This is a genomic window from Acinetobacter sp. YH12134 (assembly GCF_013418555.1).
Taxonomy (GTDB): domain Bacteria; phylum Pseudomonadota; class Gammaproteobacteria; order Pseudomonadales; family Moraxellaceae; genus Acinetobacter; species Acinetobacter indicus.
In genome coordinates, this window is the sequence record NZ_VPBT01000004.1 from 57,152 (window position 1) to 83,103 (window position 25,952).

General features: G+C 47.3%; 21 protein-coding genes and 1 riboswitch. Of the genes, 3 read left to right on the forward strand and 18 right to left on the reverse strand.

Annotated elements, in window-relative coordinates; genetic code table 11:
• Positions 1-133 precede the first annotated feature (133 nt).
• A protein-coding gene (gene prfB, locus FTU69_RS04400; RefSeq protein ID WP_180103548.1) for a peptide chain release factor 2 occupies positions 134-1,229 on the reverse strand; the annotation gives its coding sequence in 2 pieces (ribosomal slippage) (positions 134-1,156 and positions 1,158-1,229; 1,095 coding nt in all).
• Positions 1,230-1,743: 514 nt separating this feature from the next.
• Between prfB and FTU69_RS04405 the strand changes: the two genes are divergently transcribed.
• Together FTU69_RS04405 and FTU69_RS04410 are read left to right on the forward strand one after the other, a co-directional pair.
• The gene (locus FTU69_RS04405) at positions 1,744-2,520 is read left to right on the forward strand and encodes a putative porin (RefSeq protein ID WP_005180785.1); all 777 of its coding nucleotides are present in this window, start codon (positions 1,744-1,746) and stop codon (positions 2,518-2,520) included.
• A gap of 171 nt (positions 2,521-2,691) precedes the next feature.
• A complete protein-coding gene (locus FTU69_RS04410; RefSeq protein ID WP_104494973.1) occupies positions 2,692-3,525 on the forward strand; it encodes a putative porin in 834 nt (277 codons plus the stop codon).
• Positions 3,526-3,568: 43 nt separating this feature from the next.
• On the opposite strand, the gene recJ is transcribed toward FTU69_RS04410, so the two are convergent.
• The 10 genes from recJ to FTU69_RS04460 form a co-directional block, all read right to left on the reverse strand.
• Positions 3,569-5,272 carry a single-stranded-DNA-specific exonuclease RecJ gene (gene recJ, locus FTU69_RS04415; RefSeq protein WP_180087987.1) on the reverse strand — a complete coding sequence of 568 codons (1,704 nt, stop codon included), beginning with the start codon at positions 5,270-5,272 and terminating at the stop codon, positions 3,569-3,571.
• On the reverse strand, positions 5,273-5,929 hold the full coding sequence (gene pdxH, locus FTU69_RS04420) for a pyridoxamine 5'-phosphate oxidase (protein WP_104490358.1): 657 nt from the start codon (positions 5,927-5,929) through the stop codon (positions 5,273-5,275).
• A gap of 11 nt (positions 5,930-5,940) precedes the next feature.
• Complete coding sequence (gene glmM / locus FTU69_RS04425) at positions 5,941-7,278, reverse strand: phosphoglucosamine mutase (protein ID WP_005180793.1); 1,338 nt, start codon at positions 7,276-7,278, stop codon at positions 5,941-5,943.
• Between the two features lie 126 nt (positions 7,279-7,404).
• A complete protein-coding gene (guaB, locus tag FTU69_RS04430; protein ID WP_005180795.1) occupies positions 7,405-8,871 on the reverse strand; it encodes an IMP dehydrogenase in 1,467 nt (488 codons plus the stop codon).
• A 179-nt stretch (positions 8,872-9,050) separates the two neighbouring features.
• The gene (locus FTU69_RS04435) at positions 9,051-9,416 is read right to left on the reverse strand and encodes a YkgJ family cysteine cluster protein (protein WP_075167288.1); all 366 of its coding nucleotides are present in this window, start codon (positions 9,414-9,416) and stop codon (positions 9,051-9,053) included.
• A 107-nt stretch (positions 9,417-9,523) separates the two neighbouring features.
• Positions 9,524-10,321, reverse strand: coding sequence for an MBL fold metallo-hydrolase (locus FTU69_RS04440; RefSeq protein ID WP_163145390.1), 798 nt, complete (start codon positions 10,319-10,321; stop codon positions 9,524-9,526).
• Between the two features lie 182 nt (positions 10,322-10,503).
• A complete protein-coding gene (locus tag FTU69_RS04445; protein WP_180087988.1) occupies positions 10,504-11,079 on the reverse strand; it encodes a TMEM165/GDT1 family protein in 576 nt (191 codons plus the stop codon).
• A gap of 71 nt (positions 11,080-11,150) precedes the next feature.
• Positions 11,151-11,291, reverse strand: a riboswitch (yybP-ykoY riboswitch).
• A 110-nt stretch (positions 11,292-11,401) separates the two neighbouring features.
• Complete coding sequence (locus FTU69_RS04450; protein WP_180087989.1) at positions 11,402-13,426, reverse strand: 2-oxo acid dehydrogenase subunit E2; 2,025 nt, start codon at positions 13,424-13,426, stop codon at positions 11,402-11,404.
• Positions 13,427-13,428: 2 nt separating this feature from the next.
• Positions 13,429-16,131: a pyruvate dehydrogenase (acetyl-transferring), homodimeric type gene (gene aceE / locus FTU69_RS04455; protein ID WP_127800553.1), complete on the reverse strand. Its 2,703-nt coding sequence runs from the start codon at positions 16,129-16,131 to the stop codon at positions 13,429-13,431.
• A gap of 268 nt (positions 16,132-16,399) precedes the next feature.
• Positions 16,400-17,083 carry a M23 family metallopeptidase gene (locus tag FTU69_RS04460; RefSeq protein ID WP_005180807.1) on the reverse strand — a complete coding sequence of 228 codons (684 nt, stop codon included), beginning with the start codon at positions 17,081-17,083 and terminating at the stop codon, positions 16,400-16,402.
• Positions 17,084-17,191: 108 nt separating this feature from the next.
• On the opposite strand from FTU69_RS04460, the gene FTU69_RS04465 reads away from it, so the two are divergent.
• Positions 17,192-17,632 (forward strand): hypothetical protein, encoded by a 441-nt coding sequence (locus tag FTU69_RS04465; protein ID WP_016658741.1) that lies wholly within the window; start codon positions 17,192-17,194, stop codon positions 17,630-17,632.
• Positions 17,633-17,729: 97 nt separating this feature from the next.
• On the opposite strand, the gene lpxC is transcribed toward FTU69_RS04465, so the two are convergent.
• From lpxC to murG, 7 genes are all read right to left on the reverse strand, one after another.
• Complete coding sequence (gene lpxC / locus FTU69_RS04470) at positions 17,730-18,632, reverse strand: UDP-3-O-acyl-N-acetylglucosamine deacetylase (RefSeq protein WP_168381593.1); 903 nt, start codon at positions 18,630-18,632, stop codon at positions 17,730-17,732.
• A 124-nt stretch (positions 18,633-18,756) separates the two neighbouring features.
• Positions 18,757-19,944, reverse strand: a complete 1,188-nt coding sequence (gene ftsZ, locus FTU69_RS04475; RefSeq protein WP_005180810.1) for a cell division protein FtsZ — start codon at positions 19,942-19,944, stop codon at positions 18,757-18,759.
• Positions 19,945-20,104: 160 nt separating this feature from the next.
• Positions 20,105-21,367 (reverse strand): cell division protein FtsA, encoded by a 1,263-nt coding sequence (gene ftsA, locus FTU69_RS04480; protein WP_005180811.1) that lies wholly within the window; start codon positions 21,365-21,367, stop codon positions 20,105-20,107.
• A 65-nt stretch (positions 21,368-21,432) separates the two neighbouring features.
• Positions 21,433-22,287, reverse strand: a complete 855-nt coding sequence (locus FTU69_RS04485; RefSeq protein WP_005180814.1) for a cell division protein FtsQ/DivIB — start codon at positions 22,285-22,287, stop codon at positions 21,433-21,435.
• Between the two features lie 3 nt (positions 22,288-22,290).
• A complete protein-coding gene (locus tag FTU69_RS04490; protein ID WP_016658739.1) occupies positions 22,291-23,220 on the reverse strand; it encodes a D-alanine--D-alanine ligase in 930 nt (309 codons plus the stop codon).
• A gap of 56 nt (positions 23,221-23,276) precedes the next feature.
• The gene (murC, locus tag FTU69_RS04495) at positions 23,277-24,725 is read right to left on the reverse strand and encodes a UDP-N-acetylmuramate--L-alanine ligase (protein WP_016658738.1); all 1,449 of its coding nucleotides are present in this window, start codon (positions 24,723-24,725) and stop codon (positions 23,277-23,279) included.
• Positions 24,726-24,737: 12 nt separating this feature from the next.
• Positions 24,738-25,835, reverse strand: a complete 1,098-nt coding sequence (gene murG, locus FTU69_RS04500) for an undecaprenyldiphospho-muramoylpentapeptide beta-N-acetylglucosaminyltransferase (RefSeq protein ID WP_104490354.1) — start codon at positions 25,833-25,835, stop codon at positions 24,738-24,740.
• Positions 25,836-25,952 lie beyond the last annotated feature (117 nt).

The window sequence follows — 25,952 nt, forward strand, 5'->3', positions numbered from 1 at the left end:
AGTCGTGCGCAACAAAGCTGATTGCAGCATTTATCCTATTATATCGTATTTTTTCGATTTATATATCGAATATTTTAGATATAAGAGTTACAAACTGTATCTGCCTTGCTACGCAGAGAGTTAAAAGGTCTGCTTACAGGCCTTGTTTCAAGCTTGCTTCAATAAATTTATCCAGATCACCATCCAGAACTGCACCTGTATTTGAATTTTCAACACCAGTACGTAAGTCTTTGATACGTGAGTCATCCAGTACATAAGAACGGATCTGGCTACCCCAACCAATGTCAGACTTCGAGTCTTCTAATGCTTGAGCCGCTTCATTACGTTTGCTCATTTCCAGTTCATAGAGTTTTGCACGTAACTGTTTCCAGGCATGGTCACGGTTGGCATGTTGTGAACGCTGGTTTTGACAGGCCACCACAATACCGGTTGGAATATGAGTCAAACGTACCGCAGAGTCAGTTTTGTTAATGTGCTGACCACCGGCACCCGAGGCACGGTAAGTATCGGTACGGACATCTGAAGGATTGATTTCAATCTCAATATTGTCATCTACTTCAGGCGATACAAATACTGCAGAGAATGAGGTATGACGGCGGTTACCCGAGTCGAATGGTGATTTACGTACTAGACGGTGTACACCTGATTCGGTACGTAACCAGCCATAGGCATACTCACCTTCTACACGGATCGTAGCAGACTTGATCCCAGCCACATCACCGTCTGATTCTTCCATCAGCTCAGCCTTAAAGCCATGACGCTCAATCCAGCGCATATACATACGTAGCAGCATTGAAGCCCAATCCTGTGCTTCGGTACCGCCAGAACCGGCCTGAATTTCGACATAGCACGGGTTCGGGTCCATTGGATTGTTAAACATCCGGCGGAATTCAAGTTTTGCCAGCTCTTTTTCAGCGGCGCTCAATTCGGCCTGTACATCTTCCAGCATGGCTTCTTCATCGGCTTCCACCGCCAGATCCAGCATTGCCTGCGCATCTTCGAGCTGTGTTGCTAGACCATCTAATACATTCAGGACGTTCTCAAGCTCGCCTTTTTCTTTGGCCATGGCTTGGGCGCGGTTCTGGTCATTCCAGATGGCCGGATCTTCCAATTCACGGAGAACTTCTTCTAAACGCTCTTTTTTAAGATCGTAGTCAAAGATACCCCCGTAGTGTTTGACCACGTTCGTTCAAGTCTTTTAGCTGGTTTAGATAAGGATTAATTTCCACGTGAATGCTCTCAAAAAATATCGATAAAACCCGTGTATTGTAGCATAGAGCCAATCAGGAGTAAGAGGCGCCTGCATCCACTCAACTAAAATGATGGATATAAACTTAGACGGCCATGATGAGCACAACCTACAGAGACCAGCAAACTAGAAGAAAGATCAAGAAAAAAACGCATTTAAAATTCGGTTTAATTGCCCGTTCTTGGCTTTCAAATTGATAAAAATGAAATTTTTCATCTTTCGCAAAAGGGTTTTACAAAGCCGCATCATAACTTATAATACAGCGCAAAAATTATACAAATTGACCTAAATTCACAGAATCTCCATACTTTTAATAAAACAAAACATTAATTATTTTCTATTATTTATCAATATCTTAAAATTAATCAATTACACAATATTACAGCTGAAACAATGCGGTAACTTTTGCTGGATTGACCAAAATTTTATTTGGCCTAGACTGAAGTTGTAACAAAAAATTAAACAGTCAACCTGATTTCAGAGGGGTAAGATCCATGAAAAAACTAGCAATTGCTTCAGCACTTTTATCTGTATTCGCAGTCGCAGGTACAGCACATGCATACCAAGCTGAAATTGGTGCTTCTGCAGGATTAATTGATCCAGATCATGGCGGCACAAGTGGTTCTTTTGGTGTAGATGGTACCTACTACTTTAACCCTGTTCAAACGCGTAATGCGCCTTTGGCAGAAGCAGCCTTTCTTGATCGTGCCAGCAACGTGAATGCGCAATATCAATATGATGAAGTCGGTGATGGTGAAGCGCATCGTTATGGCGTAGGCGCTGAGTACTTTGTACCAAACTCAGATTTCTACTTGAGCGGTAATGTCAATGGTCATGATTTAAAAGACAATGATGACTTTGACAATGACTTAACCACCTATGGTGCCGAAGTAGGTTATTTACCAGCACCAGGTCTGTTAATTGCCGCAGGTGTGAAAGGTTGGGACAATGACTATGACGACGGTGTAGACCCTACCTTACGTGCCAAATATGTCACCACTTTAAGCAATGGTAAAGACATTAACCTTGAAGCCGGTGCAGCGTTCGGTGATCTGGACGAATATAACTTAGCAGCAGATTACTACATTGATAAAACCCTGAGTATCGGTGCAGATTATTACAACAATGATCTGAACGACAACAGCGAGTTTGGTATCAATGCCCGTAAATTCTTCACTCCACAAGTCAGCCTTGAAGGTCGTGTCGGTTTCGGTGAAGCAGGTAGCAACGACTACAACCGCTTTGGTGTAGCAGCAAAATACCGCTTCTAATCTGTATAGAAACGTATAAATCGTAAAAAAACCCATCTCCGGATGGGTTTTTTGCACTGATAAGAAGCATTTAGGTAGTTTTTGCACATTGACTGAACGAATATAAACTGTACAATTTGTTACAACTGTTTATAAAACAGTCATATTTTTATAACAAAGAGAGAACTCTAAATGCTTAAACAACTTGCTCTTGCTACAGCGCTTATTGCCAGCCTAGGAACTGCACACGCTTATCAAGCTGAAATCAACGCTGGATATGAAAATACAGATATCGACAACTTAGGTGATGTAGATACATTTTCTATTGGTGGAAAATACTATTTAAATGGGGTTCAAGTTAAAAATTCTCCGCTTGCCGAGGCAGCTTTTTTAGGTAAAGCAAGTAACATTGGTTTAGCGTATGCAAATGCTAGCACTGAAGATGAAGGTGCTGAACTTGAAATTGATACGGTAGGTATCAATGGTGAATTCTTTATTCCGAATTCTCAATTCTATGTTGCAGGTAGCATCAATCGTGCAGAAGTTACTGTAGAAACAGAGTTCGGCACAGCATCTGATGACAATACTGGTTATGCTATTGAAGCAGGTTATTTACCTATCAATGGCTTACTTTTAGCTGCTGGCGTTTCAAAAGAAAATATTGATGCTCAACAAGCAGCTAAAAAAGGTTTTATTAATACTCTGAGTACGTCTACTGCCTTAGCTGACGATACTGCTGTGACGCTACGCGCTAAATATGTAACTTTAGTAGGCAACCATTATGCAAACTTCGAAGCTGCAGCTGGTTTCGGTGATGAAACAGCGTATGGTGTAGCTGCTGATCTTTATATTGATCCAACCTTAAGTGTCGGTGTATCAGTAAATGATGCGACTTTAGATGATTTTGATGCTGTATTCTCAGTTCGTGCTCAAAAATTCTTTACTCCAGCAATTGCTGCAGGTGTAAATTACACAACAACTGATGGTGCAGACTCAATTGGTATCAACGGTACATTCCGCTTCTAATCTTTTAGATTAAAAGTAAAAAACCGCTCACTTGAGCGGTTTTTTATTGTTGTAAATGTAAAATCCGCAGCTGTAAGCTGACATTGCCATTAAACTCATTGCGTTCCAGCTCATAGACCAAATGCACGCTATCCTGCATCGGGTCAAATGCAAATTTATCTTTGGCGCTAAAAGCAATTGCATCTAATACCTGCCCGTTATTTAAAGCCAGACGCAGCTTTAAATGGCTATCCTTTAACCAGCGATAATCTACAATCTGAAATTGTCCCTCAAAAATTGGCGGTGGAAATTTCTGCCCCCACGGCGCCAAGTGCTGCAAGGTATGCACAGTGTCTAGATGAAAATCTTCTACCGGCAATTCGCCATCGGTCCATAAGGTGGCCTGAAACAACTCAGGGTCCATGCTGGCAATCAGCTGTTCAAAAATCTGCCTAAATTCCTGAAAATGAGCTTTTTGAATGGTCAGTCCGGCCGCAGCTGCATGTCCACCAAAATGGCTGACCAGATGCGGATACTGCTCGGCTACCTGTTCAATCGCATCACGGATATGAATACCATCAATGGAACGTGCCGACCCTTTAATATGAATACCATCTTCATCAGCCGCAAACACAATACTCGGGCGATGGAACTGTTCTTTCAGCCGACCTGCGACAATACCAATCACCCCTTGATGCCAGTGCGGCTCAAACATGATTAAGGCCGCAGGCAGTTCACTTGCATCGAGCTGGATTTTTTCCAGTTCCTGCAATGCTTCCTGCTTGATCTGCCCTTCAACCTGACGACGCTCTACATTTAACTGGTTTAACTGTTCAGCGAAGCGATAAGCAGTTTGTGCATCATTGGCCAGCAGACATTCAATACCAATATCCATGGTTTCCATTCGGCCCGCGGCATTAATCCGTGGTCCCAACACAAAACCTAAATCCTGGGCTTTTAAACTGGCTGCCTCTCGTCCGGCTATATCCAGCAGTGCTGAAATTCCCGGCCGACACAGATGTTGCTGGATTTTTTTCAGTCCGGCATCCACCAGAATACGGTTGTTATAGTCCAGACTGGCCACATCGGCATAGGTACCCAAAGCCACCAGATCCAGATATTGGGTCAGGTTGCTGCTGGATTTGCCTTGTTTTTTACGATAGCTGGACAAGTTGGCCAAGACATAAAATGCCACCCCGACGCCGGCCAGCGCTTTACTTGGAAATTCGCAGCCGAGCTGGTTTGGATTGACGACGGCATCCGCCGCTGGTGTAGCTTTGGTGGTCAGGTGATGGTCGGTAATAATAACCTGCATACCATGTGCTTGCGCCCGTTCCACGCCGGCATGGCTGGAAATACCATTATCAACGGTAATTAATAAATCAGGCTGAAAGCGGGTAAAGGCCAGATCGGCAATTGCCGGGGTCAGGCCATACCCATATTTAAACCGGTCCGGCACCAGATACTGTACCTTGGCACCCAATTCACGCAAGGCCAGCACCATTAAAGCGGTACTGGTGGCGCCATCGGCATCATAATCACCGACAATGACAATCTCTTTTTGCCCGTCAATGGCCTGATCCAGAATCTGAATGGCCTGATCCAGCCCTTTCATGGTCGGCGCCAGCAAGTGTTTCAGCTTCAGTTCCAGTTCCTGTTCGGATTGCACACCACGTCGCGCCAAAATCTGGGCAATCAACGGCGTCACGCCCTGAAAACTTTCAGGGCGTGTCAGAAAAGGTCGTTGTTTAATCTGTATATTCGACATTTAAGGCATCAGTCGTTGCAGTGTCCATACCCCATCAGTTTTTTCATAACTTAAACGGTCATGTAAACGATTCGGGCGCCCCTGCCAAAATTCATAATAATCCGGTTCCAGACGATAACCGCCCCAGAATTCCGGCTTGCTCAGTACATCCTGCTCACCCACCTGGGCTGCAAGCTGTGCAAAACGCTGTTGCAATGCTTCACGGCTGGCAATTACACCACTTTGCGGGGTACTGATATGCGCCGCAATCTGGCTGTCACGTGGACGCTTGTTATAGTACAGATGCGACTCTTCCTCTGGAATTTTACTCACCCGGCCGCTAACCCGAATCTGGCGTTCCAGTTCCGGCCAGTAAAACAGCAATTCCGCATAAGGATTTTCCAGTAAGTCGGTGCCTTTCTGGCTGTCATAGTTGGTATAAAAGTCATAACCAAGTTCGGTTGCACCGCGCAGTAGCACGGTACGCACATGCGGACGGCCCTGCGCATTGGCCGTAGCCAAAGACATGGCATAAGGTTCATGCAGTTTAATTTCCAGCGCATGATTAAACCAGTTTAAGAACTGCTGATGCGGATCAGCCAAAGCGGCTGACTCATGCAGCTCGCCTTTTTGATAGCTTAAACGTAATTCACTTAAGTCTTTAATTAAATCAGACATCTATACTCCCCTTAGGCAGCAATCGCATGATGACGCACGGCATCAGCCAGATGGTTGGCCAGTACGGTCACTTCCTGCTGGTCATCCCCTTCGACCATTACACGAATCACCGGTTCAGTGCCTGACTTACGAATCAGGATACGGCCACGGCCTTGCAGCTGCGCTTCTGCTTTACCAAATTCTTCCACTAAAGCGGGCACGGCATATGGGTCAAACATAGCCTCTAAACGTACATTCACCAACACTTGCGGGAACAGTTTAAAATCGGCAACCAGTTCATGCAGGGCTTTGCCCTGCTCTACCATGACGGTTAAGACCTGTAATGCGGCAATAATCGCATCACCAGTGGTGCTTTTATCCAGAGTCAGGACATGGCCCGATGGCTCACCGCCGATATTCCAGCCATTTTCCTCAAGCGCCTGCAACACATAGCGGTCACCAACTTTGGCGCGAACAAACTCGACTCCAGCTTTTTCTAACGCCAGTTCCAGTGCCATATTGCTCATGACAGTTCCGGCAATACCTGCCGGTTTGTTTTTGGCCTGCGTCGCCAGAATATAAAGGATATGATCACCGGTGATCTGCTCACCATTTTTGTCGACCATAATTACCCGGTCAGCATCGCCATCAAAGGCAATGCCCAAATCCGCCTGATGTTCTACCACCGCCTGCTGTAACTGTTCCGGATGGGTCGAACCACAATCTTCATTAATATTCAGACCATCTGGGGTGTTATATAGCGGAATGACCTTGGCACCCAGCTCTTTAAATACCGCCGGACCAACGTTATAGGCTGCACCATTGGCACAGTCCACCACAATTTTTAAATGGTTCAGATCGAAATGATAAGGAAAGGTCGATTTACAGAATTCGATATAACGTCCGGCAGAGTCTTTAACGCGGAAGCTTTTACCCAGATTGGCGTTATCTTCAATCTGAATTTCATTTTCGAGTTCTTGATTAATCGCTTCCTGCAGTTCATCCGGCAGTTTTTTGCCTTCGCTGGAGAAGAATTTAATCCCGTTATCAAAATACGGGTTATGCGATGCAGAAATGACAATGCCCAGACTGGCATGTAAGGCACGGGTTAAATGTGCAATCGCGGGGGTCGGCAATGGCCCCAGTAAATGTACATAAATACCGGCAGCGTTCAGACCGGCCTGTAGCGCCGATTCCAGAATATAACCTGACAGACGGGTATCTTTGCCCAGTACCACAATCGGTTTATTTTTTTTGCTGTATTTTTTTAAAACTTTACCTGCCGCGAAACCTAGTTTCAATGCAAACTCTGGTGTAATTGGAAGCTCCCCAAACTTGCCACGTATACCATCGGTTCCAAAATAACTCATGTCTTACTCACTTCTTATAGGGTTATGGTGATTTTCATCATCCTGTTTCAACACGCTTACTTTACACCAAAATTAAAAAAGCCGTCACATATATGACGGCTTTTCTATAAGGCGAATTACCAAAAATCAACCAACGCGATAGTTCGGTGCTTCTTTGGTAATGGTCACATCATGCACGTGAGATTCAGACATACCGGCTGCAGTAATCTTCACGAATTTGGCATTCTGACGCAGGTCTTCAATGGTTGAAGAACCGGTATAACCCATTGATGAACGTAAACCACCCATCATCTGATGCACGATATTACCCATTGGGCCTTTGTACGGTACGCGACCTTCAATACCTTCTGGCACCAGTTTTTCAGCACCGGCTTTAGAGTCCTGGAAGTAACGGTCTGCAGAACCGGTTGCACCCGCCATGGCACCCAATGAGCCCATACCACGATAAGCCTTGTAATAACGGCCCTGGAAGAATTCAACTTCGCCCGGTGCTTCTTCAGTACCAGCCAGCAGTGAACCGACCATAATCGTGCTGGCACCTGCGCCAATCGCTTTGGCCATATCGCCAGAGAAACGGATACCACCATCCGCGATCAATGGAATCTGTTCTTTTAATGCATTTGCTACAGAGTCAATCGCCGAGATTTGCGGCATACCAATACCGGCCACAATACGGGTGGTACAGATAGAACCCGGACCAATACCGACTTTCACTGCATCTGCACCGGCATCTAATAACGCAAGCGCAGCATCACCCGTTGCGATGTTACCACCAATGACCTGCACTTGCGGATAGTTCTGTTTTACCCAGCGTACGCGTTCAATTACACCGGCAGAGTGACCGTGTGCAGTATCGACTACAATCACGTCCACACCAGCTTCAACCAGCGCTTCTACACGGCTTGGGGTTTCCACACCGGTACCCACTGCAGCACCTACGCGTAAACGACCGAGGTCATCTTTACAGCTGTTTGGATAAAGTTCTGCTTTACGGAAATCAGTGACCGTAATTAAACCACGCAGTTCATTGTTCTCACCCACCACCAGTACTTTCTCAATACGGTGCTGTTGCAATAGTGCCTGGATATTTTCTTTTGATTCGCCTTCACGCACCGTCACCAGACGGTCCTGACCGGTCATGATGTTGCTGACCGGCTGCTCCAGATTGGTTTCAAAGCGCGTATCACGACCAGTGACGATGCCCACCACTTTACCATCTTTCACCACAGGAACACCGCTGATGTTGTTGGCTTGAGTTAAGGCAATCAGTTCACGTACTGTGGTTTCTGGGGTCACAGTGATCGGGTCTTTGACCATACCGGCTTCAAATTTTTTCACACGACGTACTTCAGCCGCCTGCGCTGCGATATCCATGTTTTTATGCAGGATACCAATACCGCCATTTTGCGCCATTGCAATGGCCATACGGGATTCAGTCACCGTATCCATGGCTGCAGACACAAGAGGAATATTCAGATTAATGCCGCGAGTTAAACGTGTCTTTAGAGAGACATCTTTTGGGAGGACAGTTGAGTAGGCAGGGAGTAATAAGACATCATCGAAGGTTAGCGCTTCTTGAACGATGGTCAACATAACAGTCTCACTGGTAATTTCCGTGCGCTATTATAAACAAATCTTGCTATAAATTTCATTTGTTATTGCATAAATAATTATTTATTCCGCACATCCTGACAATTCGGATGAGTTTGCTGATGAAAAAAGCAGGCCATGGCCTGCTTTTCTACGATAACAGCATCTGGATGCTGAAGTCTTTAACTGACCCGGTCAAAATCCGGGTCCTGGCCATCATTGGCCGCTTCGACCAGCACTAAAGGAATCAGGTTATGCGCACGGCGTGCCTTATTGCACTGCTCATCGGCAATCTGTACCTCTTTGCAACTGGAACTGCGCTGCTCGTACATAGAGCAGCTGACCTGTTGTCCGACCGTTCCCTCCAGCGCAATACAACGCGGATTGGCCTGATTGGTCCCTTTCATGCATGAATAGAGGGCATTTACCGGTTCGGTATAATGCTCAGGCATGGGAATGCCTTCTGCCCAGTAAAATGAAACTCTAAAATAGGTGCAGCATGCGCCGCAGCTAAGACACGCATCTGAGGAAGCAACTTGAGACAACATTGTTAAAATTCTCGTCATCAAAAAAGAGTTTTTTTGGGGAAGAAAATATAAAAAATGTTGTTTTTACACTCAAGTTATTTTTTCAGTTTTTTACGCGATTTTTTGGCTTAAGTCGGACAGGTAAATACCGACTCATCCATCAGGTCGACACCACATTCCAGCGTTTCAATCCAGTCTAGGAACTGGTTAATCTGCTCCTTGCCTACAAACGCGGTACCATGCTGCGGTACAATCATTTCGACATCCATTTGACGCACCATATTCACCCATAAACGGATGACTTTATTGGCACACATATAACGCTGATGGAAACCTTTCATTTTTGGAATATGCGCGGCAAAGTTTTCTAACGGCTTGGACGCATCTTCGACCATTGAAGCGCCCATATCGCCGGAAAACAGGATTTTGGCCACCGGATCATAAAACTGGAAATTACCGACCGAATGCAGAAAATGCGCAGGAATGGCAACAATGGATGCCTGTCCCAGTGGAATCACCTGGCCATGATCGGGCAGCTCAATCAGACGCTCCAGCCAGTTGCCTTTCATCCGGTCACTCATAAAGGCCGAGTTCAAGTGTGGCAAGAAGCGCGCCCACAGTTTCGAAGCCACCACTTTGGCATCGGTATACACCAGCCAGCGCGGCATTGAGGTAATAATATCCGGGTCCTGATGCGACGCCATCACATAGTCCAGATTGGTCAGGCGGGTATATTTATTCAGTTCCATGGTCAGCGGTACATAGGTCAAATCACCGCCCGGGTCCAGAACCGCAGCACGGTCATTGTCCAGAATCAGAAACTGGTTGGCCTGTACGCCCTCACCTTTGACCAGACTGGTGAAACTGATACATTTATGCGTGCCATTATCAAATAATACTTGTGATGTGGTGCGATCGAACGCCATACCTTGTCCCCAAAAAATCTTATCTTTACATTAAATTTTTAATTCCCTATAAAATAAAGGGTATTCCGCCAACTTACAATCAATATACAATTTAACTTTCAACTATTTTGTAGAAGCACAGGTCAGGTTCAGGCCATAAAAAAGCCCAACCAGGAAGATTGGGCCAAAATCAGTAGCAGCCTTTAAAAGAAATAATATTGCAGCAATGTACTCACCCCAATGATCAGGAAAATCAGCGCGCCAATTTTATGAATCAGGGATACCGGTAATTTCTCTGCCATTTTATTGCCGATAAATACTGCCGGCGCATTGGCAATCATCATCCCCAAGGTGGTGCCAATCATCACCCAGAAAATACTGTCGAAACGCGCGGCCAGGGCTACAGTTGCAATCTGGGTTTTATCACCAATTTCTGCCAGGAAGAACAGAACAAAGGTGGCACCAAACACCCCGTATTTCTGCCATTTGTTGATGCTTTCATTTTCATCATCCAGCTGATCCGGAATCAGCATCCAGATCGCCATTCCAATAAAACCGAGTGCCAGAATCCAGCGCAGAATTTCAGGACTTAAAATGGTGGTAATCCATTGCCCCAAGGCTGCAGACAAACCGTGATTGATCAGGGTGGCGGCCAGAATCGCCAGCAGAATTGGCAGTGGTTTACGGAAGCGGGCCGCCAGTAACAGGGCCAACAGCTGGGTTTTATCGCCCATTTCGGCCAAAGCGACAATTGCAGTTGAGATCAGGAATTCATACATGATGGATTTCTCTGGCTAGCACACATACCAATGACCTATCCCTCCTGCTAGCCAAATCTGCAGAGTGATAAATCAAAGGTCTTGCCAACAAAAGAAAGCTTGAGAAAAGCATTTTGGTTCTTTGCTATGATGACCATGCCCTGTTGAGCAAATATGTTGACCATCACCTTTTTACTTTGCGTAAAAAGCGGCTACTCCCCAATGAAGTGCTGTTATTGTAATCGGCCACAGAAAAAACTCAAGTACCAAACGCAAAAACCCTGCCGAAGCAGGGTTTTCAACTTTGCGTGTTCTCTGTCACAGAGACACACCAAGCGACGTTTTAGATTAACAAAGTCCGGATATCTTTGAGCAGCTTGGTCAGCTTGTTGGTAAAGCGGGCTGCATCTGCGCCATTAATCACACGGTGATCATAAGACAGCGACAGTGGTAGCATTAAGCGTGGATCAAAGCCTTCGCCATTCCAGACCGGTTGCATGGTGGCTGGAGAAATCCCCAGAATTGCCACTTGCGGCCAGTTCACCAGCGGCGTAAAGGCGGTACCACCAATTGCGCCAAGGCTGGAAATGGTAAAGTTGGCGCCTTGCAGGTCTTTCGGTGACAACTTCTTGTCACGCGCTTTTTGCCCCAGCTCGCCCAGTTCAACTGCAATTTGCTTAATTGATTTTTGGTCTGGATTACGCAGTACCGGTACCGTCAGGCCATCTGGTGTTGCCACCGCGATGCCCATATGGATTTCATTGCGTAGTAGCACAGACTTGCCATCATCAGACAAATGACCGGCAAACTCGCGCTCTTCTTTCAGCAAGTAGGCCACTGCCTTAATGATAAAGGCCATAATGGTCAGGCTGATGCCCTCTTTCTTGAAGTTTCCTTTCAGCTCATTGCGCCATGCTTCCAGTTCGGTAATGTCTGCTGCATCAAACTGGGTCACTTGCGGAATGTAGTTGTTTAAAGACAGCTGTGGAATGGACACTTGCTGCAAGCGGGTTAAAGCTTTCTCTTCCACACCACCAAACGCATCGAAACTTGGCAGTTTCGGCAAGCCTGATGGTGCTGCTGCCACCGCTGCGGCTGCCGGAGCAGTTTGCGGTGCTGTCAGACGCGACTTCACATAGGCCACCAGGTCTTCTTTCATGACCCGTGCATGTGGACCGGAAGCTTTGACATCGGCCAGGATGACACCCAGTTCACGTGCCAGTTTACGCACTGCAGGACCAGCATATACTTTCGAGTTCGCTGCATTTTGCTCTTTGGTGAGCTTGTCTGCAGTATGCGTGCTCGGTACAGCGCTTGATGCCGGTGCGGCTGGCGCAGCAGGTGCGGCTTTTTGTGCTGGCGCTTCAGCTTTTGCTGCTGCTTGCGGTGCAGGTGCTGCCTGTCCTTCCGCCTCAATGGTCACCAGCGCAATGCCTTCCGACACACTCTGACCCAGCTCGACATGAATCGCCTTGATTACACCGGCGGCGGTACTTGGCACTTCAACCGTGGCCTTGTCCGACTCCACCACAATAATACTTTGATCTTTTTCGACCGTATCACCGACCTGAACCAGAATTTCTGCAACAGCGGCTTTATCAACCCCTAAATCCGGGACCTTCACTTCGACATCACCCGCCGGTGCTGCAGAAGCTGGTGCTGCTGGTTCAGCTTTGGCTTCAGGCGCCGCCTGAGCAGCGGGTTGCTGTTCGGCTTGAGCTTGCGACTGTTCAGCTGCTGGTGCTGCCTCTGCCGTGGTCACGGTCAGAATCACCACACCTTCTTTGACGCTATCGCCAGCCTGAATCTCAATAGAGGCCACCGTACCCGATACCGTACTTGGCACTTCCACCGTGGCTTTATCGGATTCCACCACCACAATGCTCTGATCGATATCAATCTGATCACCGACCTGAACCAGAATTTCACCAACCAGCGCTTTTTCTACACCAATATCCGGCACTTTCACTTCAACTGTTGCAGAACTGCTAGCCGCTGCCGTCTGGTTTTGTGAAGCTGCCGCAGGTTGATGGCTACTCACTTCCGGAATAATGTCCTGATCAGACAATGAGGTCGGAGTATTTTCCGACGTTTTTTGCGGTGCATCAGCCAGTTGTGGTTCAACGGCTTGTGACGTCCCGTCTTCGGCTTCCAGTTCAATCAGTACCGCGCCTTCTGCGACTTCATCACCCTGATTGACCAGAATGCTTTTCACCACCCCGGCTGAAGTGCTTGGCACTTCAACAGAGGCTTTGTCCGATTCCAGCAGCACAATACTGTCATCGACCGCAATGCTATCGCCGACTTTGACCAGAATTTCGGCCACGGTGGCTTTATCTACACCAATATCAGGAGTCGTAATGTGCATGATTAGTTCTCCTCTTTGTAGTCAGCCACAGCGTGCAACTCAGGCGTAGCCTGTGGTGCCCACGCGACCGGACGGTCGGTATCCAGTTCAAAGCTTGAAATGGCATCTTTGACCAGACGCGCATCAACTTCGCCTTCATCGGCCAGTTTCTTCAAGGTTGCCACCACAATGTGCGCGGCATCGACACCGAAGTAGCTACGCAGGTTGGCACGCGTATCCGAACGGCCATAACCATCTGTACCTAGCGCCACAAACGGACGGCTGTCTGGCAAATAAGCACGGATTTGTTCGCTATAAGCACGCATATGGTCAGTTGCAGACACCACAATACCGTCCGTACCACGCAGCTGTTTCGATACCCACGGCTCTTTGGCTTCTTCCGCCAGCGGATGCAGACGGTTGTATTCTTCGCATGCCATACCATCACGCGCCAGTTCGTTGAAGCTGGTCACGCTGTAGACATTGGAGTGAATCTGATATTCCTCACGCAGGATTTTCGCGGCTTTAATCACTTCACGCAGAATTACACCTGAACCAAGAAGCTGAACCGTGGCTTTTTCATCTTCTTCAAGCAGATACATACCACGCTTGATGCCTTCTTCAACGCCCTGCGGCATTTCAGGATGCTCGTAGTTCTCGTTCATAACCGTCAGGTAATAGAACACACGCTCCTGATTGACATACATGCGCTGTAAACCGTCATGGACGATAACCGCCAGTTCATAACCGAAACATGGGTCATAAGAGACACAGTTTGGAATGGTATTGGCCAGAATGTGCGAGTGACCGTCCTGATGCTGTAAACCTTCACCATTCAGAGTGGTACGGCCTGCGGTTGCACCGAGCAAGAAACCTTGCGCCTGTGCATCACCGGCTGCCCAAGCAATGTCACCAATCCGCTGGAAACCAAACATCGAGTAGTACATGTACATCGGAATCATTGGCAGGTTATTGGTCGAATAACTGGTCGCCAACGCCGCCCAGGCACTCATCGCACCGGCTTCGTTAATCCCTTCTTGCAGCATGTGACCGTCTTTGGCTTCACGGTAATGCATCAATTGTTCCTGGTCTTCCGGGGTATATTTCTGGCCGTGTGCGGCATAAATACCCAGTTGACGGAACATACCTTCCAGACCGAAGGTACGCGCTTCATCTGGAACAATTGGCACCACGCGGTCTTTAATGGCTTTTTCTTTTAACAGTGCAGAGATCAGACGCACCATCACCATGGTGGTCGATTGTTCTTTACCGTTTGAACCTTTTAGCACTGCATCAAACACCGACAGCTCAGGAATCGCGAGAGACTCGCTGTCTTTACGACGTGCCGGCAAGTAGCCGCCCAGTGCTTCACGACGCGCCTTCATATATTTAATTTCAGGCGAGTTTTCACTTGGACGATAGAATGGTACTTCTTCCAGCTGCTCATCGGTAAATGGCAAGTTGAAACGGTTACGTACATATTTCAGTGATTCAAGCTGCATTTTCTTGATTTGGTGAGTTTTGTTCACCGCTTCAATTTCTTCAGACAGACCATAGCCTTTTACGGTTTTGGCCAGAATCACGGTTGGCTGACCTTTGGCTTTGGTCGCTTCGGTATAGGCGGCAAATACCTTGTACGGGTCGTGACCGCCGCGGTTCAGATTATCAATATCTTCATCGCTTAAGTTTTTCACCAGCTCTTCAGCTTCCGGATAACGGCCAAAGAAGTGCGCACGGGTGTAAGCACCACCTTTCACCTGATAACGCTGATAGTCACCATCAACCGCTTCTTCCATCACTGCTTTCAGCGCGCCAGATTTATCTTTATCCAGTAGCGGGTCCCAATGACGGCCCCAGACCACTTTAATTACACGCCAGCCTGCGCCGCGGAACAGTGATTCCAGTTCCTGAATAATTTTACCGTTACCACGTACCGGGCCATCCAGACGCTGCAGGTTACAGTTCACCACCCAGATCAGGTTGTCGAGCTTCTCACGACCCGCCAGTGAAATCGCACCCAGGCTTTCCGGCTCATCCATTTCGCCATCGCCCAGATAAGCCCAGACTTTACGGTCTTCTTCTTTGATCAGGCCACGGTTCATCAGGTATTTTTGAATATGCGCCTGATAGATTGACATGATCGGACCCAGACCCATGGATACGGTCGGGAACTGCCAGTAGTCTGGCATCAGGTATGGGTGTGGGTAAGATGGCAGACCTTTACCACCCACTTCACGGCGGAAATTATTTAAATGCTCTTCCGTCAGACGGCCTTCAAGGAAAGAACGTGCATAGATACCCGGAGCACAGTGACCTTGATAATAGATCATGTCGCCGCCAAAGTTATCGCTATTGGCACGGAAGAAATGGTTAAAGCCGACATCATAAAGGGTGGCAGAAGAAGCAAAACTGGCCAGGTGACCACCAAGGTCATCGCCCGTTTTGTTGGCACGCAGCACCATTGCCAGTGCATTCCAGCGAATCAGGGCGCGGATACGACGTTCCATATCCTGATCACCCGGCAGTGGTGGTTGCTCTTCAACGGAAATGGTATTTAAATAAGGCGTATTTAGACGCTGAATGGGAACGTGTTTCGCGATTGCCCGTTGATAAAGTTTTTCTAATAAAAATGCAGCACGCTCGGTTCCCATGTGCTGCAAAACTGAATCAAACGCGTCCTGCCACTCTTGGGTTTCCTGCGCGTCGGTATCACCATAATACGCCATAGTCGGTCATTCCTGAATCCTAATTATATGGTTTATATGTACCATATTTCTGCTTTCTACAGGTATGGCCATCGGTGAATACGACTTTAGACTACTATTTCGAGAAAAAATATCTATTGATGTTTTATTACCCAAAATAACAAAAAACCGCCAATAGCGGCGCTTTAATATACAGACAATATTCTTTTGAGTGATAATATAATCGTTATAAGGTCTTAATGCATGACGTGCTCAAAAATTAGGCCTTTTGAGCAAAAGCCGCAAGCTATTAAGGCAGCATTGCCAGGTAAGTTGATGGGTTTTTACGAACGCCGTCTTTTACTACTTCATAATGTAAATGAGGACCGGTACAACGACCTGTACAGCCTACGTTTGCAATATGCTCACCTGCAGCAACACGGTCGCCGACACGTGCAATTAAGCGTGATGCATGAGCGTAACGCGTTAAATAGCCATTGCCATGGTTAATTTCAACATATTGACCATAACCTGTACCCCAACCTGATTTAGTTACGATACCCGGGCCAGTGGCATAAATTGGTGTACCGCTTGGAGCGGCTAGATCTAAACCTGAATGACGTTCAGCACGGCCATTCATGGTACGACCGCCATAGTTTGAGCTTACACGGGCATTTGGTAAAGGATGCGCCACTAACCAGCTATATGGATTAGCGCTATAAGATTTCGCAGAAGACGCTGAACCGTATTTTTTCGCTAAAGATTCGTTGTTTAATTCAACCGTTTTTTCACGCAGTTTGACATTAATTTCAGTTTGCGCCGGAATATTGATGTCTTGTGACTCGCTATAGGTCCCTTGTGCCAGGGTGCGGGTCAATTCTTCAATACGGTCTGTCGATGAATTTTGGCTGTTTAAGTCAACCAGATCAGCAAAAGCCACTGACGCCGCAGAAGCCGCCAAAGAAAACGCTAATAAAATACGTCGCGTATGCATAAAAACCTCATAAAAACTGTTCTTACTCAGAGTTCCTTGGTGATCTCTTCCTTGATCTTCACTGAAAAGAGCGCATAAGATTAAGACATAAACATGAAGGAAATATGTATGTCCGAACCTTGTAACGTCTTTCGCCAAACAAGAAAACACATAAAAACAGGAAACCTAACGTTTCTCTCAACGCAAGTTGCTGCTTGGCAGAAACTTACTCAAATTATTCAACCCTTGTTGCCCCAACCCGAACTTTGGCAGGTTGTTTGTTATCAGCAAGGGATTCTTACCATTACTGGCACCAATCAGGCGATGGTGAGTCAACTGGCCTATTTGCAAAAACAGTATGTTGCTCAGCTATCACAATTGGCAGAACTTCAAGATTTACACAAGATTCAGGTCCGGTTAAAACCGCAGTTGCAAACGCCCCCAAAACAGGAAAAATCTTCAAGAACACTCAGTACAGAAACCCAGGAAATGCTTCGCGGTGCTGCTGACTTTGTGAGCGACCCTAAGCTTAGCCAAGCTTTGTTACGTTTGGCAAGCAATAAAAAGTAACATTGCGCCAATCTAAAAAATACAAAACCGATAAAAACGAGAATTAGTTCACTTTTTTAGATGTTACATTATAACATCACCAAGGAAAGACAATGACTTATGTCACACTCACATACGGAATTGGACATTGATTGATGTCATCAAATGTTACAATTTCATAGCTGCTTGGATCTTTTTGCACATTCCGCAAGAGCTGGTTATTCAGTGCATGACCCGATTTATATCCATCAAATTTCGCAATAATTTGATGACCGAGCAAATACAGGTCACCTACCGCATCTAATATTTTGTGACGAACAAATTCATCCGAGAAACGCAGGCCCTCTTCATTGACCACACCAGTGTCATCGACCCCAATGGCATTTTCAAGGCTGGCGCCCAAGGCCAGATTGTTGGCTTTTAAATAATCCAGATCTTTCATAAAGCCAAAGGTGCGTGCTTCACTGACTTCATAGACGAAGGTTTCGGTAGAAAAATCAATGGTGGCAGACTGATATTCTTTTTTAAAGGCGGGATGATCGAAATCGATGGTGAAATTGAGCTGGAAACCGTCATGCGGGGTGAAAATGGCACGTTTATCATCAATTAGCGCTTCGACCGGTTTTAAAATCTTGATGAATTTTTTTGGCACATCCTGCTCTTTTAAGCCACCCTGCATTAATAAATAGATGAAGGGACCGGCACTGCCGTCCATAATTGGCACTTCAGAGGCGGATACCTCGATAATCAGGTTATCAATTCCCAGACCCGCCAGCGCACTCATAATGTGTTCAATGGTGCCGACTTTGGCATTGTCCTGAACCAGATTCGAGCACATAAAGGCTTCCTGAATCAGCATGGCATCGGCCGGAATATCGACCGGTGGATTCAGGTCAATACGGCGAAACACAATTCCCCCGTCAGCATGGTGCGGCACAAAGTTAATCATGACTTTCTGTCCACTATGCAGACCTATACCACTCGCTTTCACGACACGTTCTAGGGTACGTTGTTTCAACATGCTCTCAATTCATCTGTATATAAAACCGCTATACGTTAGCATATTTAGCCATTGATAAAAAACAAAAAGGTAGCCATTTGGCTACCTTTTACAAGTTCTGGAATAAAAATCTATATCGTAAAAATTATTTACGTTGTTGATTTTTAAGATATTCCTGAATACTCATTGGCGTTGGACGTGAATTATTGCTGCTGCCTGCAGTCGCATTGATGGCTGGCGCTGCCTCTGCCTGACGCTGAATGGCCGGAACATCATCTTCTTCAACCGGCTGTTGAGCCGTTGCCTGTGCAGACTGCACCACTGAAGAACGCTTGACTGGCTCAACCGCATCGGCTGAATTACGGGTCAAACCGGTGGCAATTACGGTCACGCTGATTTCATCACGCGCATCCGGATCAAATACAGTACCGTAGAATACCTGGCCTTCATCCAGATCGACAATCTGGTTGACAACATCGGTAATTTCTTCAATTTCACCAAAGGTCACGTCATCACCACCGGTCACGTTAATCAGAATACCTTTAGCATTCATGATGGTCACGTTATCGAGTAATGGACTGCGGATCGCCTGCTCTGCTGCCTGACGGGCACGGTTTTCACCACGACCCAGACCGACACCCATCATGGCATAACCACGAGTGCTCATGGCCGTTTTCAGATCGGCAAAGTCAAGGTTGATGTGACCTGGACGTACCACTAAATCAAAGATACTGCGCACGGCATTTAACAGCACGTCATCTGCCTTTTTATAGGCATCTTTCATGGAAATGTCGCGGAATACTTTTAACAAGCGCTGGTTTGGAATGATGATCAGGGAATCAACATGCTGCTCTAAAGCTTCAATGCCTTTTTCCGCAGATTGCAGACGGCGTTTACCTTCAAAGTTAAACGGTGTGGTTACGACACCGACAGTTAAAATGCCCATTTCTTTGGCAATTTCAGCCACAACAGGTGCAGCACCGGTACCGGTACCGCCGCCCATACCGGCGGTCACAAACACCATATCGGTGCCTTCTAACTGCTGGCGAATCAGCTCGCGGCTTTCTTCAGCAGCGGTTTGACCCACTTGCGGATTAGCCCCTGCGCCCAGACCACGGGTACTTTGCTCGCCCAGCTGGATTTTGCACTGTGCATTCATGCGGTCCAGTGCCTGTTTATCGGTATTGGCACAGACAAATTTCACACCCTGGATATCTGATTCCAGCATATGCTGTACGGCGTTACCGCCTGCACCACCTACACCAAATACAGTGAAACGGGCTTGACCGTTGTTATCGGTTTGATCATCTTCAAAAAATTCAAATGAGGCCATGACCTTTAGCTTTCCTAATTCATAATTGGCAGTCACTTCAGCCCGTATACTGCCTTGATCTTAATAAAAAATTGTTTTTAAGAATGCTGTCCAACGGCTGCCTTGTCAAGTACAAGCGATAATCCGTACAACTTCCTAACAATATTCCCTAAAAAATCAACTAAAAAATTGATTTCAGTTTTTCGTTGAGTCCTGACCAGGCACGACCTACACGCGCCCAGACCGATAAGGTCTCCGGGTCTTCGGTTTCGACAATGGTGTCCTGACTGTAGCTCTGGCTATACATCAGCACGCCCGCTGCGGTTGCATACTGCGAACGGCGTAAGGCAGCCTGATGCGGTTCATCGGCATAAACCTGTACCGGCGGATTGCCCAAATGCGCAGACACACCCAGGGTGCGGCGCACCAGACTGACCATGCCTTCAATCTGACAGGCATCACCAGCCAGCACCACACCATGATATAAGCCATGAATGGCGCCACTGTTTTCCAGTTCTTGACGGATTTGCGCAAAAATTTCTTCATAACGCGCAATAATAATTTCCGACAGTTCAATCCGGCTGATGGTTTGCGGACCATCAATGCCCTGAATCTGAATCATGTGATCAGGTTTGACCACTTTTAAATCGACGCAACCGTAAAGCAGTTTAATCCGCTCGGCTTCTTCGGTGGTGGTCTGCAATACCGCCGCGATATCACGGGTCACATGCTCACCGCCACGCTGCAGGGTTTGTGACAGCGCCAGACGACCATCCAGATAGACCGCAATATTGGTGGTACCGGCGCCAATATCAACCAGGCACACGCCATATTCTTTTTCATCTTTCAGTAAACTGGCTTCAGCGGTGGCCAGATGCGACACCACCATTTTTTCTACGCCAATATTGGCCCCTTTTAAGGCACGGTCCAGATTCTGCATGGTGCTAATCGGCAGCATCATCAGCTGATAATGACCGGTCATGCTGTGCGCTGACATACGGATCGGGTTTTGTACCCATTCACCGGAATCATCCAGATCAAAGCCCAACGGCACCGCGCTGACCAGATAATGGTCTGAAGTTAAATGGCTGGCTTTGGCCAGATCTAAGGCACGAACCACTTCACTTGTTGTAATTGTGTGGTCACTATTTTCAATCGGGGTACGCCCCGCAGCATAAAAACTTTTTAATTCTGCACTTGGAATAGAAATCCAGGCTGAATGCACCCGGCATTCCGCCATATCTTCTGCTTCTTGAACGGCATTTTTAATGGCTGTAATGACTTTATCGAGACTTACAATTTTTCCTTTATTCATGCCTCGGTTACGAGCGGTAGCCATACCAATCACTTGGATATTGTCTGGCGCGTGTACCTTACCAATCAAAACTGAAACTTTGTGTGTCCCAATGTCAATCGCAACAACCGAGGGAACAGCTTCACTCATTTATTTACTACCATCACATGTTTGTTTAATTAATGGCTTAATGCCTCTATTTTTAAAGCCAAGTATTATGGCTTTGCTGCTATTGCATTCGCAATGCTTGTGTCATCAATCGTTACAACAAAATGACCATTGGCAATTTTTGGTGCCACCGAGTTTTTCCACTGGATGGCCAGACCATTGCGGTAACGCAGGTCAATTGCAGAAATCCTGGACCATACCGGCTTGAAGTCACTTTGCGCCAGATGACTCAGACGCTGCAATTTACTCATGGTCTGATCCTGATCCACAATCACCCGCAGGCCAGAATCAAACTGCATAAACCAGGTCATCCGGTCGGTGAGATATAACTCTTTTAAACGCAGATTCACCGGTAAAAATAACTGGTTAATTTCATTATAGCGACGCATCATCATTTTGGACTGATGCATCGGGCCATGTAATAACGGCAGATGCTGATTATTCTTGGGTGTCACTTCCGAAAACACATCACCGCTGTCACTGAGTAAACGTCCGGTGCCCCAGCGCGCAATCGCATGGCGTGGCATGACCCGTAAACGGATGGCATTTGGCCAGGCGCGTGACACCACCACCCGATCGACCCAGGACAGTTCCAGTGCGGTATCACGAATCTGTTCCAGATCGGAAGTAAAATAGTTATCTGTGACCACTGGCGAAACATGGGTCATGACCTGGCGCAGTTCGGCATTGGAACGGGTACCGACCACGTCCAGTTCAGCCACACGTGCATCGGTCATGACTTTATATAGACCGTAGATTCCTGCTGCCAATACCACAATCGCCACGCACAGCAATACCCATCCACCCAGGTTCGTCAGCTTTTCTTTACGCGTCGGTGGCTTATCGTGAATCGAGGTAATCGCTGCGCGTTTACGGCGCATGGAAGCAGGAAGTTGAGCCATGGCTTAGTGGGTCGCATCCGTTAAGGTTTGTTCAAGAATTGCCACGCACAAGGCATCAAAACTGTAGCCCACCGCCTGCGCGGCTTTTGGCACCAGTGAGTGACTGGTCATGCCCGGTACAGTGTTGACTTCAAGCAGCCAGAAATTGCCTTGTTCATCCTGCATTGCATCAATACGGCCCCAGCCGCTGGCACCTACCGCCTGGAACGCACGCAGGGCCAAGACCTGTAACTGCTGCTCTTCCGACTCGGTTAAGCCACATGGAATGCCATATTGCACATCATTACGGTTGTATTTGGCTTCATAGTCATAGAACGCCACATCTTTAGGCGGTTCCAGACGAATCACCGGCAAGGCCTGACCATTCAGTAATACAATCGTGAATTCGCGACCGGTAATCCATTTTTCGGCCATTACCACTGCATCATGTTCGGTGGCTTTGGCAATCGCTTCAGCAAAGTCTTCAATACGTTCGACTTTGCTCATGCCAATACTGGAACCTTCATGTACCGGCTTGATAATCAGTGGTAAACCCAATGCAGCGACAATATCAGCCGGGTTTGAATCTTTGGTGACAATACGATACGGCGCTGTTGGCAGCTCGGAACCTTGCCAGACCTGTTTGGTTTTGACCTTGTCCATGCCAATGGCTGAACCCTGTACGCCAGTACCGGTATACGGCACATTCAGCCATTCCAGTACACCCTGAATCTGGCCATCTTCACCGCCGCGGCCGTGCAGGACAATAAAGGCACGATCATAGTTGACCAGTTCGGTCACACTACGATCTTTCGGGTCAAACGCTTCTGCCTGAACGCCTTCGCGCAGCAGCGCATCGAGCACTGCCTGTCCACTATCCAGAGACACCCCACGCTCGGCAGATTTTCCACCAAATAACACGGCAACTTTGCCGAACTTTGAAGCATTTGACACGTTTATATCCTTAAACTTTACACTGAGCGACCAAATTCAAATATCACTTTGGGTGATTATTTTAAATACAATTTATTTTGAGCAAGCTCGATGGAGATTGCTCCTACATTACCCGCACCTTGGGTCAATAACAAATCATTCGGTTGTAACACTTTTTGTACCAGTGTTTCCAGATTGCCTTCAACCGGATCAATCAGGATCGGCTCGACCTGACCACGCAGACGGATACTGCGTGCCAGACTGCGGCTGTCGGCACCCACAATGGCTTTTTCACCGGCAGGATACACTTCCAGCAACAGCAGTTGATCGACCTGCGATAACACTTCAACAAAGTCATCGAAACAGTCACGGGTACGGCTAAAACGGTGTGGCTGGAACAACATCACCAGACGGCGGTCCGGATGGCTCTGACGCGCGGCTTTAATGGTGGCTTCCACTTCTTTAGGATGGTGACCGTAGTCATCGACCAGTTTAATGCTGCCACCGTCCAGTTCAAATTCACCTTGCACCTGGAAGCGGCGACCTACACCACTAAAGCCTTCTAGTGCACGGCAAATCGCACCATCCGAAACACCTTCATCGGTCGCCACACCAATGGCGGCCAAGGCATTCAATACGTTGTGCAGACCTGGCTGATTCACGGTAACACGTAGTGGCTCGCGGTCTTTACGCAATACGGTAAAGTGGGTACGCATACCATCCTGATCAACATCCACCGCACGAATATCATTGTCTTCATTAAAGCCGTAGGTCAGCACCGGACGGGCAATGCGCGGCATAATTTCACGGATGTTGGCATCATCACCACAAACCACGGCCAGGCCATAGAATGGCAGTTTGTGCAGGAATTCAATAAAGGTATCTTTTAGCTTGTCAAAGCTGCCGCCATAAGTATCCATGTGGTCAGCATCAATATTGGTGACAATCGCTGCCATTGGCTCCAGATGCAGGAAAGATGCATCTGATTCATCGGCTTCAGCCACAATATAACGGCTCGCACCCAGTGCAGCATTAACCCCGGTACGGTTCAGCAAACCGCCTATCACGTAAGTCGGGTCCAGATTTTCTTCTGCCAGCATACAGGTAACCAGGCTGGTGGTGGTGGTTTTACCATGTGTTCCGGCCACGGCAATCCCGTGACGATAACGCATCAGCTCACCCAGCATTTCAGCACGGCGCACCACAGGAATACGGCTCTCAATAGCGGCTTTAACTTCCGGGTTTTCCGGATCAATTGCAGTAGAGACTACCAGTACATTGGCGCCCTGAATATTATCTGCGCTATGACCAATAAACACCCGAATGCCATTTTCTTCCAGCTGGGCTGTAGTTTTTGAGGCTTTAATATCTGAACCGGAAACATCATAGCCCTGGTTTTTTAATACCTCGGCAATGCCACACATCCCGGCGCCGCCAATCCCGACAAAGTGGATATGTTTGATACGACGCATTTCAGGCACTTTAATCAGTTCTTTTACTTGATCAGCAGGGATAGATGGAGACATAGTTTACTCGGTTTACAAATCTTGAATTAAAGCAACCACATGTTGGGTTGCATTAGGTTGTGCCTGTTGACGCGCCTTGCTGGCCATTTCAGAGAGCAGTTGGCGGTTCATCAACGGCATTAACAGTTCTTTTAAGCTGTCCGGGGTCATGCTGGCTTGCGGACAGATTTTTGCCGCGCCCGTCTTAGCCAGGAATTGTGCATTGGCCGTCTGATGGTCATCCACAGCGCTTGGCAAGGGCACAAATACCGCAGCCACACCCGCGGTTGCAATTTCCGTAACCGTCAGTGCGCCGGCCCGGCAGATAATCAGATCGGCATCGCTATAGGCCTGTGCCATATCTTCAATAAAGGGTTGCACTTCAACCGTTAAGCTGTCCGGCTTGTTGGCATAACGCGCTCGGGTGCTGTCTGCATGATTTTGCCCACACTGATGATACACATTTAAAGGTACATTCAGCTGTTTTAAGGCTTCAGGGACACGTTCATTCAGTGCCTGCGCGCCCAAAGAGCCGCCAACAATTAAAATGCGCAGCGGCAAACCTGCTTTTTCACGTTCCTGATAACGCCAGGATGGGGTTAGAGTCGCACTAATTTCTTTACGCACCGGGTTGCCAGTGGTGACAATTTTAGTGCTGGCCGGAAATGTATCCGGGAACGCCTGACAAACAGTTTTGGCAATACGTGACAGCTGGGTATTGGTAAAGCCGGCAATCGCATTCTGCTCATGAATAATGACCGGAATACCAAGCAGACGTGCTGCCAGACCGCCCGGTCCTGCCACATAGCCACCAAATCCGGCGACAGCCTCTACTTTGTGTTTTTTCATTAACTGCATGGCGCTTAAGGTGGCTTTTAGAATTTTAAAAGGCGCCATCAGTTTGCGTGCCAGTCCGTTACCGCGCACGCCTTGAATATCAATCTGATAAATCGGAATATTCTGGTTTTGTAATAAACGGTTTTCCATGCCTGTAGGCGTTGCTAACCAGGACACATGGATTCCCTGCTGCTGGAGTTCTTTGGCCACGGCTAGGGCCGGGAAAACATGGCCACCAGTGCCTGCGGCCATCATCATCACATGTTTAGGCTTGGTTTGCGCTGCATCAGTCACGGTCTAATTCTTCAATCCAAATATGGCTAATGAAAGTTCTTTATAAGCGCTCAATTGTAATCACAATCGTATGAGCTTGAAAGTTTATTTACTTTTTTTCACCAAGCGGCTCATTGT

Bases quoted from the DNA above. Each gene is read 5' to 3' on its own strand.
- FTU69_RS04405 (WP_005180785.1), top strand. From the start codon at position 1,744: ATGAAAAAACTAGCAATTGCTTCAGCACTTTTATCTGTATTCGCAGTC.
- FTU69_RS04410 (WP_104494973.1), top strand. From the start codon at position 2,692: ATGCTTAAACAACTTGCTCTTGCTACAGCGCTTATTGCCAGCCTAGGA.
- recJ (WP_180087987.1), bottom strand. From the start codon at position 5,272: ATGTCGAATATACAGATTAAACAACGACCTTTTCTGACACGCCCTGAA.
- pdxH (WP_104490358.1), bottom strand. From the start codon at position 5,929: ATGTCTGATTTAATTAAAGACTTAAGTGAATTACGTTTAAGCTATCAA.
- glmM (WP_005180793.1), bottom strand. From the start codon at position 7,278: ATGAGTTATTTTGGAACCGATGGTATACGTGGCAAGTTTGGGGAGCTT.
- guaB (WP_005180795.1), bottom strand. From the start codon at position 8,871: ATGTTGACCATCGTTCAAGAAGCGCTAACCTTCGATGATGTCTTATTA.
- FTU69_RS04435 (WP_075167288.1), bottom strand. From the start codon at position 9,416: ATGTTGTCTCAAGTTGCTTCCTCAGATGCGTGTCTTAGCTGCGGCGCA.
- FTU69_RS04440 (WP_163145390.1), bottom strand. From the start codon at position 10,321: ATGGCGTTCGATCGCACCACATCACAAGTATTATTTGATAATGGCACG.
- FTU69_RS04445 (WP_180087988.1), bottom strand. From the start codon at position 11,079: ATGTATGAATTCCTGATCTCAACTGCAATTGTCGCTTTGGCCGAAATG.
- FTU69_RS04450 (WP_180087989.1), bottom strand. From the start codon at position 13,426: ATGCACATTACGACTCCTGATATTGGTGTAGATAAAGCCACCGTGGCC.
- aceE (WP_127800553.1), bottom strand. From the start codon at position 16,131: ATGGCGTATTATGGTGATACCGACGCGCAGGAAACCCAAGAGTGGCAG.
- FTU69_RS04460 (WP_005180807.1), bottom strand. From the start codon at position 17,083: ATGCATACGCGACGTATTTTATTAGCGTTTTCTTTGGCGGCTTCTGCG.
- FTU69_RS04465 (WP_016658741.1), top strand. From the start codon at position 17,192: ATGTCCGAACCTTGTAACGTCTTTCGCCAAACAAGAAAACACATAAAA.
- lpxC (WP_168381593.1), bottom strand. From the start codon at position 18,632: ATGTTGAAACAACGTACCCTAGAACGTGTCGTGAAAGCGAGTGGTATA.
- ftsZ (WP_005180810.1), bottom strand. From the start codon at position 19,944: ATGGCCTCATTTGAATTTTTTGAAGATGATCAAACCGATAACAACGGT.
- ftsA (WP_005180811.1), bottom strand. From the start codon at position 21,367: ATGAGTGAAGCTGTTCCCTCGGTTGTTGCGATTGACATTGGGACACAC.
- FTU69_RS04485 (WP_005180814.1), bottom strand. From the start codon at position 22,287: ATGGCTCAACTTCCTGCTTCCATGCGCCGTAAACGCGCAGCGATTACC.
- murC (WP_016658738.1), bottom strand. From the start codon at position 24,725: ATGTCTCCATCTATCCCTGCTGATCAAGTAAAAGAACTGATTAAAGTG.